This is a genomic window from Micromonospora sp. WMMA1998 (assembly GCF_027497375.1).
Taxonomy (GTDB): Bacteria; Actinomycetota; Actinomycetes; order Mycobacteriales; family Micromonosporaceae; genus Micromonospora; species Micromonospora sediminicola.
In genome coordinates this window covers 1,067,842-1,081,460 of the sequence record NZ_CP114911.1, presented here as the reverse complement: position 1 = coordinate 1,081,460, position 13,619 = coordinate 1,067,842, and the positions used below count along the sequence as shown (strand labels likewise).

15 protein-coding genes are annotated in these 13,619 nt (G+C 76.0%); 5 read left to right on the top strand and 10 right to left on the bottom strand.

Going from position 1 to position 13,619, the window contains the following annotated elements; all coding sequences use genetic code 11:
• Nucleotides 1–295: 295 nt before the first annotated feature.
• The 3 genes from O7600_RS04510 (at nt 296) to O7600_RS04500 (ending at nt 3,954) form a co-directional block, all read left to right on the top strand.
• A complete protein-coding gene (locus O7600_RS04510; protein WP_281592431.1) occupies nt 296–1,567 on the top strand; it encodes an MFS transporter in 1,272 nt (423 codons plus the stop codon).
• A gap of 79 nt (nt 1,568–1,646) precedes the next feature.
• Nucleotides 1,647–3,509, top strand: coding sequence for a transketolase (locus O7600_RS04505; RefSeq protein WP_281592430.1), 1,863 nt, complete (start codon nt 1,647–1,649; stop codon nt 3,507–3,509).
• 58 nt (nt 3,510–3,567) lie between these two features.
• The gene (locus O7600_RS04500) at nt 3,568–3,954 is read left to right on the top strand and encodes a DUF2267 domain-containing protein (protein WP_281592429.1); all 387 of its coding nucleotides are present in this window, start codon (nt 3,568–3,570) and stop codon (nt 3,952–3,954) included.
• A 66-nt stretch (nt 3,955–4,020) separates the two neighbouring features.
• Here O7600_RS04500 and O7600_RS04495 read toward each other — a convergent pair whose 3' ends face one another.
• From O7600_RS04495 to O7600_RS04485, 3 genes are all read right to left on the bottom strand, one after another.
• Nucleotides 4,021–4,410: a VOC family protein gene (locus O7600_RS04495; RefSeq protein ID WP_281592427.1), complete on the bottom strand. Its 390-nt coding sequence runs from the start codon at nt 4,408–4,410 to the stop codon at nt 4,021–4,023.
• The gene (locus tag O7600_RS04490; RefSeq protein WP_281592426.1) at nt 4,407–5,105 is read right to left on the bottom strand and encodes a hypothetical protein; all 699 of its coding nucleotides are present in this window, start codon (nt 5,103–5,105) and stop codon (nt 4,407–4,409) included. Before O7600_RS04490 ends, O7600_RS04495 begins: the two co-directional genes overlap by 4 nt.
• A 214-nt stretch (nt 5,106–5,319) precedes the next feature.
• Nucleotides 5,320–5,709, bottom strand: coding sequence for a YchJ family protein (locus tag O7600_RS04485; RefSeq protein ID WP_281592425.1), 390 nt, complete (start codon nt 5,707–5,709; stop codon nt 5,320–5,322).
• A 110-nt stretch (nt 5,710–5,819) separates the two neighbouring features.
• On the opposite strand from O7600_RS04485, the gene O7600_RS04480 reads away from it, so the two are divergent.
• Nucleotides 5,820–6,881, top strand: a complete 1,062-nt coding sequence (locus O7600_RS04480; RefSeq protein ID WP_281592424.1) for an aminoglycoside phosphotransferase family protein — start codon at nt 5,820–5,822, stop codon at nt 6,879–6,881.
• On the opposite strand, the gene O7600_RS04475 is transcribed toward O7600_RS04480, so the two are convergent.
• The 6 genes from O7600_RS04475 to O7600_RS04450 all read right to left on the bottom strand — a co-directional run bounded on the left by O7600_RS04475 (nt 6,823) and on the right by O7600_RS04450 (nt 12,013).
• Nucleotides 6,823–7,920, bottom strand: a complete 1,098-nt coding sequence (locus tag O7600_RS04475; protein WP_281592423.1) for a magnesium and cobalt transport protein CorA — start codon at nt 7,918–7,920, stop codon at nt 6,823–6,825. The genes O7600_RS04480 and O7600_RS04475 overlap by 59 nt on opposite strands.
• 73 nt (nt 7,921–7,993) lie before the next feature.
• Nucleotides 7,994–8,644, bottom strand: coding sequence for a class F sortase (locus tag O7600_RS04470; RefSeq protein ID WP_281594068.1), 651 nt, complete (start codon nt 8,642–8,644; stop codon nt 7,994–7,996).
• Nucleotides 8,645–8,729: 85 nt separating this feature from the next.
• On the bottom strand, nt 8,730–9,215 hold the full coding sequence (locus tag O7600_RS04465) for a hypothetical protein (RefSeq protein WP_091574324.1): 486 nt from the start codon (nt 9,213–9,215) through the stop codon (nt 8,730–8,732).
• Between the two features lie 254 nt (nt 9,216–9,469).
• The gene (locus O7600_RS04460; protein WP_281592422.1) at nt 9,470–9,949 is read right to left on the bottom strand and encodes a hypothetical protein; all 480 of its coding nucleotides are present in this window, start codon (nt 9,947–9,949) and stop codon (nt 9,470–9,472) included.
• A gap of 29 nt (nt 9,950–9,978) precedes the next feature.
• The gene (locus tag O7600_RS04455; protein WP_281592421.1) at nt 9,979–10,674 is read right to left on the bottom strand and encodes a response regulator transcription factor; all 696 of its coding nucleotides are present in this window, start codon (nt 10,672–10,674) and stop codon (nt 9,979–9,981) included.
• 232 nt (nt 10,675–10,906) lie between these two features.
• A complete protein-coding gene (locus O7600_RS04450) occupies nt 10,907–12,013 on the bottom strand; it encodes a histidine kinase (protein WP_281592420.1) in 1,107 nt (368 codons plus the stop codon).
• 175 nt (nt 12,014–12,188) lie between these two features.
• On the opposite strand from O7600_RS04450, the gene O7600_RS04445 reads away from it, so the two are divergent.
• Complete coding sequence (locus tag O7600_RS04445; protein WP_281592419.1) at nt 12,189–12,608, top strand: DUF6069 family protein; 420 nt, start codon at nt 12,189–12,191, stop codon at nt 12,606–12,608.
• Nucleotides 12,609–12,668: 60 nt separating this feature from the next.
• Here the strand turns inward: O7600_RS04445 and O7600_RS04440 are convergent, their stop codons facing one another.
• The gene (locus O7600_RS04440; RefSeq protein ID WP_281592418.1) at nt 12,669–13,493 is read right to left on the bottom strand and encodes a metalloregulator ArsR/SmtB family transcription factor; all 825 of its coding nucleotides are present in this window, start codon (nt 13,491–13,493) and stop codon (nt 12,669–12,671) included.
• Nucleotides 13,494–13,619: the final 126 nt, after the last annotated feature.

The following is a 13,619-nucleotide window of genomic DNA, read 5'->3' as shown; positions in this document are numbered from 1 at the left end:
CACCCCGCCAGCCCACGGCCGAGCAGGCCGCGGACAGCGAGGCCACCATGGTCATCCCGTCGGCGGACGTGGACAAGTTCCGCCGCTGACCCCTCGTGGCGCGACACCGGGGCGGGATCCGACGTCGGGTCCCGCCCCGGTCGCGTGTCGCACGGGACCACCCGCCGGCGCGGGTCCGGCTACGATCGTCGGCATGACCTGGCGATGTTGATGCCTTCCTGAGCGACGAGGCCGCGGGCCACCGCGGACGCCGTGCACTGCGATCGGTGTCCGTCACGTCCCGTGGGAAGGCCTCATGCTCGTCGCACCTGCCCGCGTGCCCGCGACCCGCCGCCTGGCGGCGACGCTCTACGGCTACGCGTTCCTCACCGACCTCGTCCTGCTCTACCCGCTCTACGTGCTGCTGTTCGCCGACACCGGGCTGTCGGTCGGGCAGATCTCGACGCTGTTCGTCCTCTGGGCGGTCGCCGGCATCCTGTTGGAGGTGCCGTCGGGTGCCCTGGCCGACGCGCTCTCCCGCCGGCTGCTGCTCTGCCTGGCGCCGCTGCTCACGGCCGCCGGTTTCGCGCTCTGGGTGCTGCTGCCGTCCTACCCGGCGTTCGCCGTCGGGTTCCTGCTCTGGGGCGCCGGCGGCGCGTTGCGCTCCGGCGCGCTGGAGGCGCTGGTCTTCACCGAGCTGGACCGTCTCGGCGCGGCCGACCGCTACGCCCGGCTGATCGGCCGCACCCGCACCGCCGAGGTGCTCGGCGCGGTCGGCTCGGGGGTGCTCGCCGGGCCGGTGTTCGCGGTCGGCGGCTATCTCGCCGTCGGCGCGGCCAGCGTGGCGACCTGCCTGCTCGCCGCCGTCGTCGCGGCCCGCTTCCCGGAACACCGCCCACCACCGGCCGCCGTCCCGCCGGCGCCCGTCCCGCCAGCCGGTGCACCGTCGGTCGCCGTCCCGCCGGTCACCGTCCCGCCGTCGGGCCCGGGGGAGGCCCCGGAGGACGACGAGCCCGGTTTCCTGGACAGCCTGCGCGGAGGGCTCGCCGAGGTGCGGGCCGACCGCGCCGTCCGCGCGGCCGTGCTGCTGGTCGCCGCGGTGGCCGCGATCTGGGGCGGCCTGGACGAGTACACCGGGCTGCTGGCCCGGGACACCGGGGTGGCCGAGGTGACCGTGCCGCTGCTGCTCCTGCTGGTGTGGGCCGGGATGTCCGTGGGCGGACTGCTCGCCCCGTGGGGCGAGCGGCTGTCCCGTCGCGGGTACGCCGGCCTGCTGGTGTTCGCGGCGGGGGCGCTGGCGGCCGGGGCGCTGCTGCGGCACCCGGGGGGTTTCCTGCTGCTGGCGGTGGCGTTCGCCGCGTTCCAGCTCGCCACCGTGCTGGCCGACGTCCGGCTCCAGGCCCGGATCAGCGGTTCCGCGCGGGCCACGGTCACCTCGCTGGCCGGGATGGCCACCGACCTGACCATCGTCGCCTTCTACGGCGCGTACGGGCTGCTCGCCGGCGCGGTAGGTAATCCGGCCGCCTTCGCGGTGGCCGTGCTGCCCTACCTGCTGGTGGCGCTCTGGCTGTTCGCCGGACGGGGGTGAGTTGTCAGAAAAGGGATGAATCATCGCATTCAGGATTACGGTGGGTCCGGACACGACCGACCGCGGGGAGACGATAGCGGTGACGTTGGAAGCAGAGCGCACGCTGCGCGACGAGGACCTGACCGGGCTGGCGGAGCTGGCCGCCCAACTGCGGGTGGACGCGATCCGGTGCACGACGATGGCCGGCTCCGGGCACCCCACCTCCAGCCTCTCCGCCGCCGACCTGCTCGCGGTGCTGGTCGCCCGGCACCTGCGCTACGACTGGTCCTACCCGGGCAACCCCGGCAACGACCACCTGATCTTCTCCAAGGGGCACGCCTCGCCGCTGCTGTACGCGGTGTTCCGGGCCACCGGCGCGATCAGCGAGCAGGAGCTGCTGGAGACCTACCGCCGGTCCGGCTCGCGCCTGCAGGGCCACCCCACCCCGGTCCTGCCCTGGGTGGACGTGGCCACCGGCTCGCTCGGCCAGGGCCTGCCGGTGGGCGTCGGCGTGGCCCTGGGCGCCCAGTACCTCGACCGCTCGCCGGCCCACGTCTGGGTGCTGTGCGGCGACAGCGAGATGGCCGAGGGCTCGATCTGGGAGGCCCTGGACAAGGCGGGCCACTACGGGCTGCGCGCCCTGACCGCGATCGTCGACGTCAACCGGCTGGGGCAGCGCGGCCCGACCGAGCTGGAGTGGGACCTGGACAGCTACCGGCGGCGGGTCGAGGCGTTCGGCTGCCGGGCGATCGTCGTCGACGGGCACGACCTCGGTGCGATCGACGAGGCGTACGGGCAGGCGCGGGAGGCCACCGGACCGACAGTGGTGCTGGCCCGCACGGTCAAGGGCCGCGGGGTGCCCGAGATCGAGAACGACCCGTCCTGGCACGGCAAGGCGCTCGACCCCGAGCTGGCCGACCGGGCCGTGCGGGCGCTCGGTGGACCCCGGCGGATCCGGGTCGCCGGGCCGAAGCCGCCCGCCGCGCCGCGCGCTGACCCGGTCGAGCACCGGCGACCCGAGCTGCCCCGCTGGTCGCGCGGCGCGAAGGTCGCCACCCGGGACGCGTACGGGGACGCGTTGCGCGCGCTCGGCGCGGTCCGGCCGGACGTGGTCGCCCTCGACGGCGAGGTCAGCGACTCCACCCGGGCCGACCGCTTCGCCGACGCGTACCCGGACCGGTTCTTCCAGATGTTCATCGCCGAGCAGCAGCTCGCCGCCGCGGCCGTGGGCCTGGCGGTACGCGGCCGGCGGCCGTTCGCGGCGACGTTCGCCGCGTTCTGGTCCCGCGCCTACGACTTCATCCGGATGGCCGGCGTCTCCCGCGCCGACATCACGCTGGTCGGCTCGCACGCCGGGGTGGAGATCGGCCCGGACGGCCCGTCCCAGATGGGGCTGGAGGACATCGCCGCGCTGCGCGCGGTGCCCGGCTCGACGGTGCTCTGCCCCGCCGACGCGGTCTCCTGCGCGGCCCTGGTCGCCCAGCTGCCCGACCGCCCCGGCGTCAACTACCTGCGCACCACCCGCGGCGCCTATCCGGTGCTCTACGACGACGGCGAGGCGTTCCCGGTGGGCGGCAGCCGGGTGGTCCGCGACGGCGGTGACGTCGCGCTGCTCGCCGCCGGCGTGACCGTGCACGTCTGCCTCGCCGCCGCCGACGAGCTGACCCGGGAGGGGATCGACGCCCGGGTGGTCGACCTCTACTCGATCAAGCCGGTGGACCGGGAGCGCCTGCTGGAGGCGGTCCGGGACACCGGGGGACGACTGGTGGTGGTGGAGGACCACTACCCGCAGGGCGGCCTCGGCTCCGCGGTGCTGGAGGAACTGGCCGACCTGGGCGCGCCGGCGCGGGTCCGCCACCTCGCGGTGCGCGGGCTGCCCGGCTCCGGCACGCCCACCCAGCAGCTCGACCGCGCCGGGATCGGCGTGCACGCGGTCGTCTCGGCGGCCCGCGCCCTGGCCTGACCGGGTTTGCCCGGGCCCCCGGCGGGTAGCCACGCTGCCGCCGACGGGAGGACCGACCATGGCCGAACCGGAGTTCTACGCGCGGGTGTCCGCCCGCGCGGGCGTGTCGGAGGCGTCCGCGCGGGCGCTGACCGAGGCGACGCTGCGCACGCTCGCCGAGCGGATCAGCGGCGGCGAGGCCGCCGACCTCAGCGAGCACGTGGCGCACGAGCTGCGCCCGCTGCTGGCCCGGGCGCGGGTCGAGGACCCGCAGGCCTTCGGGTACGACGAGTTCCTGCGCCGGATCGCCGAGCGGGCCGGCGCGACCCCGGCCGACGCCGAGCGCGGCGCGCGTGCGGTGCTGCAGGCGCTGCACCGGGTGGTCGGACCCGCCGAGTTCAACCGGGCGATGGCCCAGCTGCCCCGGGAGATCGGCGAACTGGCCCAGCCTGCCCCACGGGTGTAAGGAGGGGGCCCCGCCTAGCGCCTCCGGTAGAGGCGGGGCCCCCTCTCAACGCACCTGCCCGGGGCGTCAGCCGGCCATGTGCAGGAACGACCACTGGTGGCCGTCGGGATCCCGGAAGCCGCGCATGGCGAGGTGCCCGAGGTCCTGGATCGGCCCGAGCGCGGTGCCGCCCGCGGCGACCGCGCGTTCGACCAGCGCGTCGACCTGCTCGGGCCGGTCCACGCCGAGGCCCACGATCACCTCCCGGGCGGTCGCGGTGTCGCAGACGTCGGCGCCGGCGAACGCGGCGAAGGCGTCGGGGAGGTGCAGAACCAGGTGCGTGGTCGCGCCGAAGCTGAGCTGGGCGCTCGGCGCGCCCGGTGGCCGAGGCGCCGCGACGAAGCCGAGGGCGGTGAAGAACGCCACCGCGGCGTCGAGGTGGCGCACCGGAAGGTTGACGAACGTCGCACCGGTCATCGGGCCGCCTCCCGCTCCAGCAGCGCCTTCAGCGCGCCCAACCGGTCCCGCCAGTACGCCCTGAGCCGTTCCGCCTCGCCGGCGTCGGCCAGCTTCTCGTGCAGCACGGCCACCCGCGCCTTGGACGCGCCGACCGCGGTCAGGCCGACCACGATCCGGCTCGGGCCACCGGCCCAGTCCGCCCGGAACGTCTTCGGCGCCGTCGCGGTGTGCACCCGCACCTCGACGTCGGGCAGCCAGCGCCGGCGGGTCGCCTCGTCGGCGAACGCGTGGAACAGCGTCTCCACCGGCACGGCGACGGTCCGGCTGCCGCCGGCCTCGACCCCGCCGCCCCGCCGCTGACCCGGTGCGCGCAGGCCGCGCGCCTGCTCGTAGCCGACGGTGACGGTCTGCGCCCACCAGCCCGGCACCCCGTGCGTGTCGACCAGCCACCGGGCGGTCTCGGTGTGGGTCCGCTCGACCGCGCCCCACGCGTCGAGCCGGTCGAACCAGCCGGCCCAGTCCTGCCCGGTCCGCTCGCGCAGCAGCGCGTCGGAGATGCGGTCCTGTTGGGTCCGTCCCCGGGCCGGGGCCACCGGCGGGGTGGGGGCGGGTTGGGCCTTGTCGAGCATCTGCCGGCGGGCGGTGGTGTAGCTCTCGCCGGTCTTGTCCATCCGGGTGCGTACCCGGGACTTGAAGGACTTCTGACGGGTCATCGCGCGCTCCCTGTCACGACCCGGTCGGGAACCCACGCTTCCGGCGACCGTGCCGTGCGGCTGCCGCGCGGTGGTCAGGTGTCGCGTCCCGAGGGCTCGAAGCCCCCTTTGCCTCCGCGTGCCGGTGGCGTGGGCACCGGAAAGGAGGTGGGGCGCGGGACCGCGCCGAGCCTCAGTGTAGGCGGGAACGCCCGGCGGCGGGAGCCGACACGCATCACTCCGGCAGCGCGTCGAGGTAGACCCAGCGGCCGTCCTCCCGCGCGAAGCGGCTGTGCTCGGCGAGCACGCCGGCCCGGCCGGCCTCGACGTAGTGGGCCCGGAAGCGGACCGTCCCGGTGCTGTCGAACAGACCGCCCTGTGCGGTCTCCAGCACCTCCAGGCGGGTCCACCGGGTGCCCGGGTCCAGCTCCAGCCGGGCCGGCCGGGTGCGTGAGTGCCAGCTGTGCCGCAGGTAGTCGGCGTCTCCGCGGGCGAACGCGCTGAACCGCGAGCGCATCAGCGCCTCCGCGGTGGCCGCCGTCGCGACGCCCCGGTGGACCGGCGCGCAGCAGTCCTCGTACGGCCGGCCCGACCCGCACGGGCAGGCGGTGGTCTGCTTCCCCATCCGACGATTCTCACCCGCCGCCCGGCCGCGCACGCGACGGGTCCCGCCGGGCGCCGCCATCCGTGCGCGGGGCAGCGCCGGCGGGGAAGCCGCACTAGTCTCCACGGACCATGAGCGCGAGCCCGACCCAACGCGACCTCGACCCGCAACGGGTGGGCCGCTACCTGACGGCCTCCCTCGGCCCGGCCGGCGAGGTGGTCGACTGCGGGCCGTTGAGCGGTGGCGGCTTCGCCGCGGTGTGGTGGGTGCGCCTGGCCGACGGCCGTGACGTGGTGCTCAAGGTCGGGCCACCGCCGCACGTGCCGCTGCTGCGCTACGAGACGGACATGATCGGCGCGGAGGCGCGCTACCTGCGCCTGGTGGCCGCCCGCGCGCCAGCGGTGCCGGTGCCGGCGCTGCTGCACCACGGCCGCCACCCCGAGCTGGGCGACTGGCTGCTCACCGCGCGGCTGCCCGGCCGTACCCTGGCGGACCTGACCCGGGCCGGCGCGGACGTCGGGCCGCTGCGCGCCGAGTTCGGCCGGGCGCTGGCCGCGCTGCACGCCGTCACCGGCGACCGCTACGGCTACGACGGCGGCCGCGCCACCGCCGGCACCTGGCCGGGCGCCTACACGGCGATGGTGGACGACCTGCTCGCCGACGCGGCCGACTGGGCGGTGCCGCTGCCGGTGCCCGCGTCCCGGATCCGCGCGCTGGTCGCCCGGCACGCGGCCGTCCTCGACGTGGTGCGCCGCCCGGCGCTGCTGCACTTCGACGGCTGGGCCGGCAACGTGCTGGCGGTGGACGGGCCCGACGGCACGCCCCGGCTCAGCGGCCTGGTCGACGGCGAACGGCACCTGTGCGGCGACCCGCTGCTGGACCTGGTGTCGCCGTTGCTGTTCCGCCGGGCCGAGGACGAGCCGGACGACCCGCTGGTCCGAGCCTACCGGGCGGCCGCGCCGTTCGCGCTGGACGAGGGTGCCCGGCGACGCCTCGGGCTCTACCGCCTGCACCTCTACCTGCTGATGACGGTGGAGATGCCCAGCCGGGGCATCACCGCCGAGTCCGACCCGGGCCGGGTGGCGCTGCTGGCCGAGCTGCTCGACGCCGAGCTGGCCGACCTGGCCGGGCCGGTCAGAGCCAGCCGGAGCGGCGGAACAACCGGTGCAGCGTCACCGCCGACGTCGCCATGAGCAGCAGCGCGCCGGCGTAGCCGTACCGCCAGTGCAGCTCGGGCATGTGCGCGAAGTTCATCCCGTAGACGCCGGCCACCGCGGTCTGCGAGGCGGCGATCGCCGCCCACGACGCGATCTTGCGCATGTCGTGGTTCTGCTCCACCGCGAGCTGCGCCAGCCGCGACTGGACCAGCGACGTGAGCAGCTCGTCGTAGGCGCCGATCCGCTCGACCGCCCGGCCCAGCCCGTCGGACACGGCGGTGAACCGCCGGCGCAGCACGGCCGGCGGGCCGCCGTCGGGGGAGTCCCACAGCGCGCGCAGCGCCGCCGGCAGCGGCAGCACCGCCCGCTTGAACTCCACCACCTCGCGCTTGAGCTGGTAGAGGTGCTGGATGTCGGCGCCGCGCTCGCGGGCGAACACGCTCTCCTCCACCCGCTCCAGGTCCCGTTCCAGGTGCTCGGCCACCTCCAGGTAGAGGTCCACCATCCGGGCGCAGACCGCGTACGCCACCGCCCACGGCCCCTCGGCCAGCACCTCCGGCCGGCGTTGCACCTCCTCGCGTACGGGCGCGAGCGCGCCGGTGGCGCCGTGCCGGACGGTCACCGCGAACCGGTCGCCGACGAACACCAGCACGTCGCCGGTGTCCACCACCTCGGAGGTGGCGGTCAGCTCGGTGTGCTCGACGTAGCCGGCGCTGCGCAGCACCAGCAGCGTCACGTCGCCGTAGCGCCGCAGGGTCGGCCGGTGCCCGTCGGCGAGCGCCTGCTCCACCGCCGGCTCGTCCAGCCCGAACGTCCGTCCGACCGCGGCCATCACCGCCGCGCCCGGCTCGTGCAGGCCGAGCCAGACGAAGGTACGCCGGCCGTGGCGGGCCCGGGCGTACGCGTCGGCGTAGTGCGGCCGGCCCGGTTCCCGCCGCCCGCCGACGTAGACCGCGCAGTCGACCACCGCGTCCGGGTTGACCCGCCGCGGCCGGCGCGCGCCGGTCGGGTCGACGCGCCCGAGCAGCCGTCCGACCACACCGGGCAGTCGCTGCCGCCACCGGATCCGGTCCACCCCACACCTCCGCCGCCCGGGAACCGACGGCCTACCGTACGGCCCGCGGCGCGACGGTGGTGTCCGGCCCGCGTCAGCGGGCGGCGGTGGCGAAGACGACGATGTTGTCGGGATAGTTGCCGGTACGCGGGTCGAAGCGCCCGCCGCAGGTGATCAGGCGCAGCCGGGACGCCGCGCCGCCGCCGTACACCCGCTCGGTGGGGAACCGCTCCTTCGGGTACGCCCCGACCCCGTCCACCGTGAACACCGCGGCGCGACCGTCGGCGCGGACCACCCGGACCGTGTCGCCGGGGCGCAGCCGGCCGAGGTCGAAGAAGACCGCTGGGCCGTGCTGCGAGTCGACGTGCCCGACCAGCACGGCGTTGCCGGCCTCGCCGGGCGCGGGGCCGGGGCGGTACCAGCCGGCGACCTCCGGGCGCTCCAGCGGCGGCACCTCCAGCGCGCCGTCGTCGTCGGTGGCGACCGGGACGATGTCGGCGTCCACCCCGATGCGGGGGATGACCACCCGCACCGGTGTCGACCGGGGGAGCGCCGGGCCGGCCGTGCCCGGGCGTTCGGTGGTCGGCGCGGCGGAGGCGCCGGGTTGGGGCGGTGACGCCGAGGTGCTGCCGAGACCGGCCGAGACCAGCCCGGCGCCGGTGGCGCCGGCGAGGGTGACGGCGGTGACGACGGCGACGGTGCGGACCCGTGACGGGCCGCCCGTCCGGCGGTCTGACGAGGACAGATCCCACCTCCGTGCGACGGGGACGGGGCGCCCGCGCCGGCCGTGCCGGCGCGGGCGCCCCCGTTCGACGATGCCGCGGCGGCCGTCAGGCGGTGGCGCCCGCCCGCCGCCGGCGACGGAACACCACGTACGCCCCGCCGGCGAGCGCCCCGGCGGCCAGCGCGCCGCCGGCGACCAGGACGCCGGTGTCGCCGTCCCGGCCGCCGGCGCCGGCCTGCGCGCCACCGATCGGGGTGACGGTGAACGTGGCGCTGCCGCCGTCGCTGCCGTCGCCGCAGGTCGAGGCGACCGTGTACGTGCCGAGCGTGAAGCCGGCGGTGAACAGCTCGGCGCTCAGCCCGCCACCCGCGGCCGCCGTGGTGGACCGGACGTTCTGGTCCCGGTCGGGCCCGGTGACCCGGAAGATCGCGTCACCGGCGTTCGGGTTGCACGTCGTGGTGAGCACCACGGTGCCACCGACCGGGGTGGTGGCGGGTGAGACTCTGGTGTCCGCCAGCGCGGCGGCCGGGAGCAGCAGTGCGCCGAGGCCCACGCCGACCGCCGCCGGTCCGAGAAATGACTGTGCCTTCATCCGCGTCTTCCCTCACTTTTCGTCCGCTGTCTGCGTGGGACGTCGTTCGGGTGGCCAACTCCGTGACTAGCACCGGTGTGGCCAACACTAGGAGGGTTGCGGCGGTCACTGGGGGTAATTGAGAAATCTTCGTTGCCGTCCGGTGTCCACCCTCCCGCCTCCCCGACGAGGACGGCCCGCACCTGCGTACGGCGTGCCAGTTCGTCACCGTCCGTCCGTTTCCCGCCGGCCTCCGGCGGAGTTCGGGGGCCGGGTCAGGTGGGTCCGTGCGAGGTCATCGCGGCGACCCACAGTGCCCTCGCCCGGTCCCGCCGGCGCCTCGCCAGCAGCGCGAAGCACACCGTGAGCACGACGAGATCGGGGTGCCGTCCGATCAGGTCGACGTCGACCGGCGCGCCGGCACGGGTCGAGGTGCGGGCGGCGACCCGGCCGCCGGGACGGGTCAGGACGCCCTCGTACCGCCGGAAGCCGCGCGGCGTGCTCCACCCGGCCGGGGCGTCCGTGCCGGCCCACCGGGCGAGCGGCGGCTCCAGGACGAGTACCGGCGCATCCGGCGGCCCGGCGGTGATCCGGAGCCGCCGCCGGCCCAGCGCCCGCAACGACCAGGTGCCCTCGGCGGTGGTCGCGTCGGCGCAGAGCAGGCCCCGACCGGCGCGCAGTGTGCCGCGCGGTGTGCCCGCCGTGGTCAGTGTCCAGAGTCGACGCCCGGTGCGGTGCAGTGTCATGTCGCTCATGTCGTCCCCCGTGGTCGTGTCCGTGCGGCTCACCCGGCCGGCGGCTCCGGTCGGACCAGTCCGGTGTCGTAGGCGAGGACCACCGCCTGGATCCGGTCCCGCAGGCCGAGCTTGGTGAGGATCGCGGAGACGTGGGTCTTCACCGTGGCGGTGCTCAGGTGCAGCCGGGCGGCGATCTCCGCGTTGGACAGCGCCCGGGCGGTCAGCGTGAGCACCTCCACCTCACGGGCGGTCAACGCCGCGAGCGCGCGGTCGGCGGTGGGCGCCGGGCCGGGCAGCCGGCCGGCGAACCGGTCCAGCAGCCGCCGCGTCACGGTCGGCGCCAGCAGGGCGTCGCCCCGCGCCACCACCCGCACCGCCTCGGCCAGGTCGGCCGGTCGGGTGTCCTTGAGCAGGAAGGCGCTCGCCCCGGCGCGCAGCGCGGCGTAGACGTGCTCGTCGACGTCGAACGTGGTGAGCATGACGACCCGGGCGGGACTGCCGGCGGCCACCAGCTCTCGGGTGGCGGCGATGCCGTCCTGGCGGGGCATCCGGACGTCCATCAGCACCACGTCCGGGCGGGTACGGGTCGCCACCGCGACCGCGTCGACGCCGTCCGCGGCCTCGCCGACCACGGTCAGGTCCGGCCGGGCGTCGAGGACCATCCGTAACCCGGCGCGGATCAGCTCCTGGTCGTCGGCCACCACCACGCGGATGCGCGCCCGCCCGCCGTCCGGCTCGCTCATCGGCCACCTTCCGTTCGCGACTGCGGGGCTCGCAACACCGGCTCACTCCTCGCGCTCACCGGCCACCTTCCGTTCGCGACTGCGGGGCTCGCAACACCGGCTCACTCCTCGCGCTCACCGGCCACCTTCCGTTCGCGACTGCGGGGCTCGCAACACCGGCTCACTCCTCGCGCTCACCGGCCACCTTCCGTTCGCGACTGCGGGGCTCGCAACACCGGCTCACTCCTCGCGCTCACCGGGCCGCCCCCACCGGTAGCTGCGCCCGTACCCGGAAGCCGCCGGCGGGCAGCGGGCCGGCGTCGAGCGTGCCGCCGAGCAGCCGGGCCCGCTCCCGCATGCCGACGATGCCGCGCCCCTCGCTCGTCCCGGACCGGCGGGCCGACGCCGAGCCGTCGTTGACCACCTCCAGGCGGAGCACGCCGCCGTCGTAGCGGACGTCGACGTCGGCGCGGGTGGCGTGCCCGTGCCGCAGCGCGTTGGTCAGCGACTCCTGCACGATCCGGTACGCCGACAGCTGCACCCCGCCGGGCAGCGCCTCGCCGTTTCCCTCGCGGCGCAACGTCACCGGCAGGCCCACCGCCCGGACGGCGTCGACGAGCGCGTCGAGCTGGGCCAGCCCCGGCTGCGGCGCGTCCGGATCGGACCCGTCGTCGGCGGTCAGCGCGTGCAGCATGGCCCGCAGCTCGGTCAGCGCCGACCGGGCCGCCACGTGGATCGACCCGAGCGCCGCGCGGGCCTGCTCCGGCTGCTGGTCGAAGACGTCCTCGGCGGCGACGGCCTGCACCGCGATCACCGCCACGTGGTGGGCGACCACGTCGTGCAGCTCCCGGGAGATCCGTTCCCGCTCGACCGCGCGTACCTGCCGCTCCCACGCGCAGCGGCGCTGCTCCTGGGCGCGCAGCAGCTCGCCGACCGACCAGCCGAGGCCCAGCCCGGTCGCGGCGAGCAGCATGTCCCGCCAGTCGCCGGTCACCAGCTTCCACGGCGTGGGCGCCACCAGCAGGCCGAGCGCGACCAGCGAGAACCGGGGTCGCCGCAGCCGGGCGACGTAGGACAGCGGCGCCGCCACCAACCCGAGCCAGCCGAGCTGCGGGCAGAGCGCCTCCAGGCCGACGCCGGCCAGCGCGGCGACCGCGAGGGCGTACCCGGGTCGGCGCCGGATCCACAGCAGACAGCTGGCCTGCAGCACGGCGAGGCCGACCGCGACGGCGGTCCCGCCGGCCGTGGCCGGGCCGGCGTCGGACGTCAGCAGCACGAGCAGGGACACGCCGAGGCAGGCGGCGGCGATGCCGCCGTCGAGCAGCAGCAGGAACCGGGGCCGGGAAGACGCACACCTCATGTCCCGGATGCTAGGCCGCCGGCCGGCCGGCCCTCATCGGCCGCGAGACGGAGATCCCGGCCGTCAGTGGTCCCCGGGACGGAGTCGGGAACCGGTCGCCGGCGCGATCCGCCCGACCCGTCGCCGGCCCTAGCGTCGTCGCCAGTCGATCCCACCGCACCGGAGGTACGCGCCGATGGAGACCACGATTCCGAGCACCGCCGTCCGCCCGGCCCGCCGCCGCGACCGGCTGCTCACCGTGCTGGCCGCCACCGCCGCCACGCTGCTGGGCTGGGTGGTCGCGGTGCCGCTCGCCGGGGTGGAGCTCACCGCGCGTGGTGGTGGCGCCGCCGCGCAGCGGGTCACGCCGGTGGCCGTCGCCGTCAGCACGCTGCTCGCCGGGCTGGCCGGTTGGGCGTTGCTGGCCCTGCTGGAGCGGCTCACCGGCCGGGCCCGGCCGGTCTGGACGGTGGTCGCCGTGCTGGTGCTGGCGCTGTCGCTGCTCGGGCCGGTGGGCGCGGGGGTCGGGTCGGCGGCGACGGTCACGCTGGTGGCCCTGCACCTGGTGGCCGCCGCCGTGCTGGTGCCCGGGCTGCGGCGTACCGCCGGCCGTTGACCGGCCGGGCCCGGGACCGCCGCGACGGGGGCGGGCGGCTCCGGGCCCGGGCCGCGCGGGTCAGCCGGCCGCGACCGGCTCCGGCAGCGGCTCGCCGGTCTCCAGCAGGCTCTTGAGGCTGGCCAGCAGTTCCGGCCAGCCTCCGCTGCCGTCGAGTTGGCCGCTGATCGCCCGGTACATCTCGCTGTCCGGCGAGAAGTCGTCGTGGATCACGGTCAGCCGGACGGTCCCGCCCTGCGGTACGAGGTCGAATGTGACCGTGGACCGGCGCTCGCCGAGCCGGGCGGCCAGTTCCTCGTCGGACCACCCGAAGTGCGCGGCGTGCTCGGGTTGGAAGCCGTGCCAGGTGTACGCGAGCCGCCGGTACGGTTCGGCGACGAGCACCCGCTGACCGAGGTCGCGCGGCTCGTCGTCCGGCGTGTCCTGCCAGAGCAGCGGCGAGCCGGCCCGCCAGTCGGAGACGAGCGTGACGCCGCCCCAGTAGCGGCGGGTGAACGCGGGCTCGGTCAGGGCCTGCCAGAGCCGCTCGGGCGTGGTCCGGACGTAGGTGGTGTAGACGAACGTGGGGCTCTCCATGGGCTGCCGCTCCAATGCTGTCCGCAGGTCGGCGAGGGCGCGGGCGCGCTCCCGGTGGTAGCGGCCGATCCAGCGGTCGGCCACCGCGTTGATGGGGGCGGCGTCGAGGTGGTGCAGCTTCTCCCGCCCCCGCCTGATGGTGGTGACCAGGCCGGCGGCCTCCAGCACCGCGAGGTGCTTGCTCACCGACTGCCGGCTCATGTCCAGCCCGGCGCACAGCTCGCGCAGGCTCTGGCCGTTGCGGGCGTTCAGGCGGTCGAGCAGGCGCCGCCGGCTGGGGTCGGCCAGCGCCCGGAAAACGTCGTCCACCCGTCACTCCACTCACCGGAAAGAGGCAACCCTATGGTTGCTCGTTCGAGCATATGCACCTCGAAGGCTGCCTGTCCATCCGAAGCTAGCCTCCTAGGACGCCTCAGGCGGAGTGAGGCCGGCGAC

Excerpts from the sequence above, each read along its gene's own strand:
- O7600_RS04510 (WP_281592431.1), top strand. The coding sequence starts at position 296 with ATGCTCGTCGCACCTGCCCGCGTGCCCGCGACCCGCCGCCTGGCGGCG.
- O7600_RS04500 (WP_281592429.1), top strand. The coding sequence starts at position 3,568 with ATGGCCGAACCGGAGTTCTACGCGCGGGTGTCCGCCCGCGCGGGCGTG.
- O7600_RS04495 (WP_281592427.1), bottom strand. The coding sequence starts at position 4,410 with ATGACCGGTGCGACGTTCGTCAACCTTCCGGTGCGCCACCTCGACGCC.
- O7600_RS04490 (WP_281592426.1), bottom strand. The coding sequence starts at position 5,105 with ATGACCCGTCAGAAGTCCTTCAAGTCCCGGGTACGCACCCGGATGGAC.
- O7600_RS04485 (WP_281592425.1), bottom strand. The coding sequence starts at position 5,709 with ATGGGGAAGCAGACCACCGCCTGCCCGTGCGGGTCGGGCCGGCCGTAC.
- O7600_RS04480 (WP_281592424.1), top strand. The coding sequence starts at position 5,820 with ATGAGCGCGAGCCCGACCCAACGCGACCTCGACCCGCAACGGGTGGGC.
- O7600_RS04465 (WP_091574324.1), bottom strand. The coding sequence starts at position 9,215 with ATGAAGGCACAGTCATTTCTCGGACCGGCGGCGGTCGGCGTGGGCCTC.
- O7600_RS04460 (WP_281592422.1), bottom strand. The coding sequence starts at position 9,949 with ATGAGCGACATGACACTGCACCGCACCGGGCGTCGACTCTGGACACTG.
- O7600_RS04455 (WP_281592421.1), bottom strand. The coding sequence starts at position 10,674 with ATGAGCGAGCCGGACGGCGGGCGGGCGCGCATCCGCGTGGTGGTGGCC.
- O7600_RS04450 (WP_281592420.1), bottom strand. The coding sequence starts at position 12,013 with ATGAGGTGTGCGTCTTCCCGGCCCCGGTTCCTGCTGCTGCTCGACGGC.
- O7600_RS04445 (WP_281592419.1), top strand. The coding sequence starts at position 12,189 with ATGGAGACCACGATTCCGAGCACCGCCGTCCGCCCGGCCCGCCGCCGC.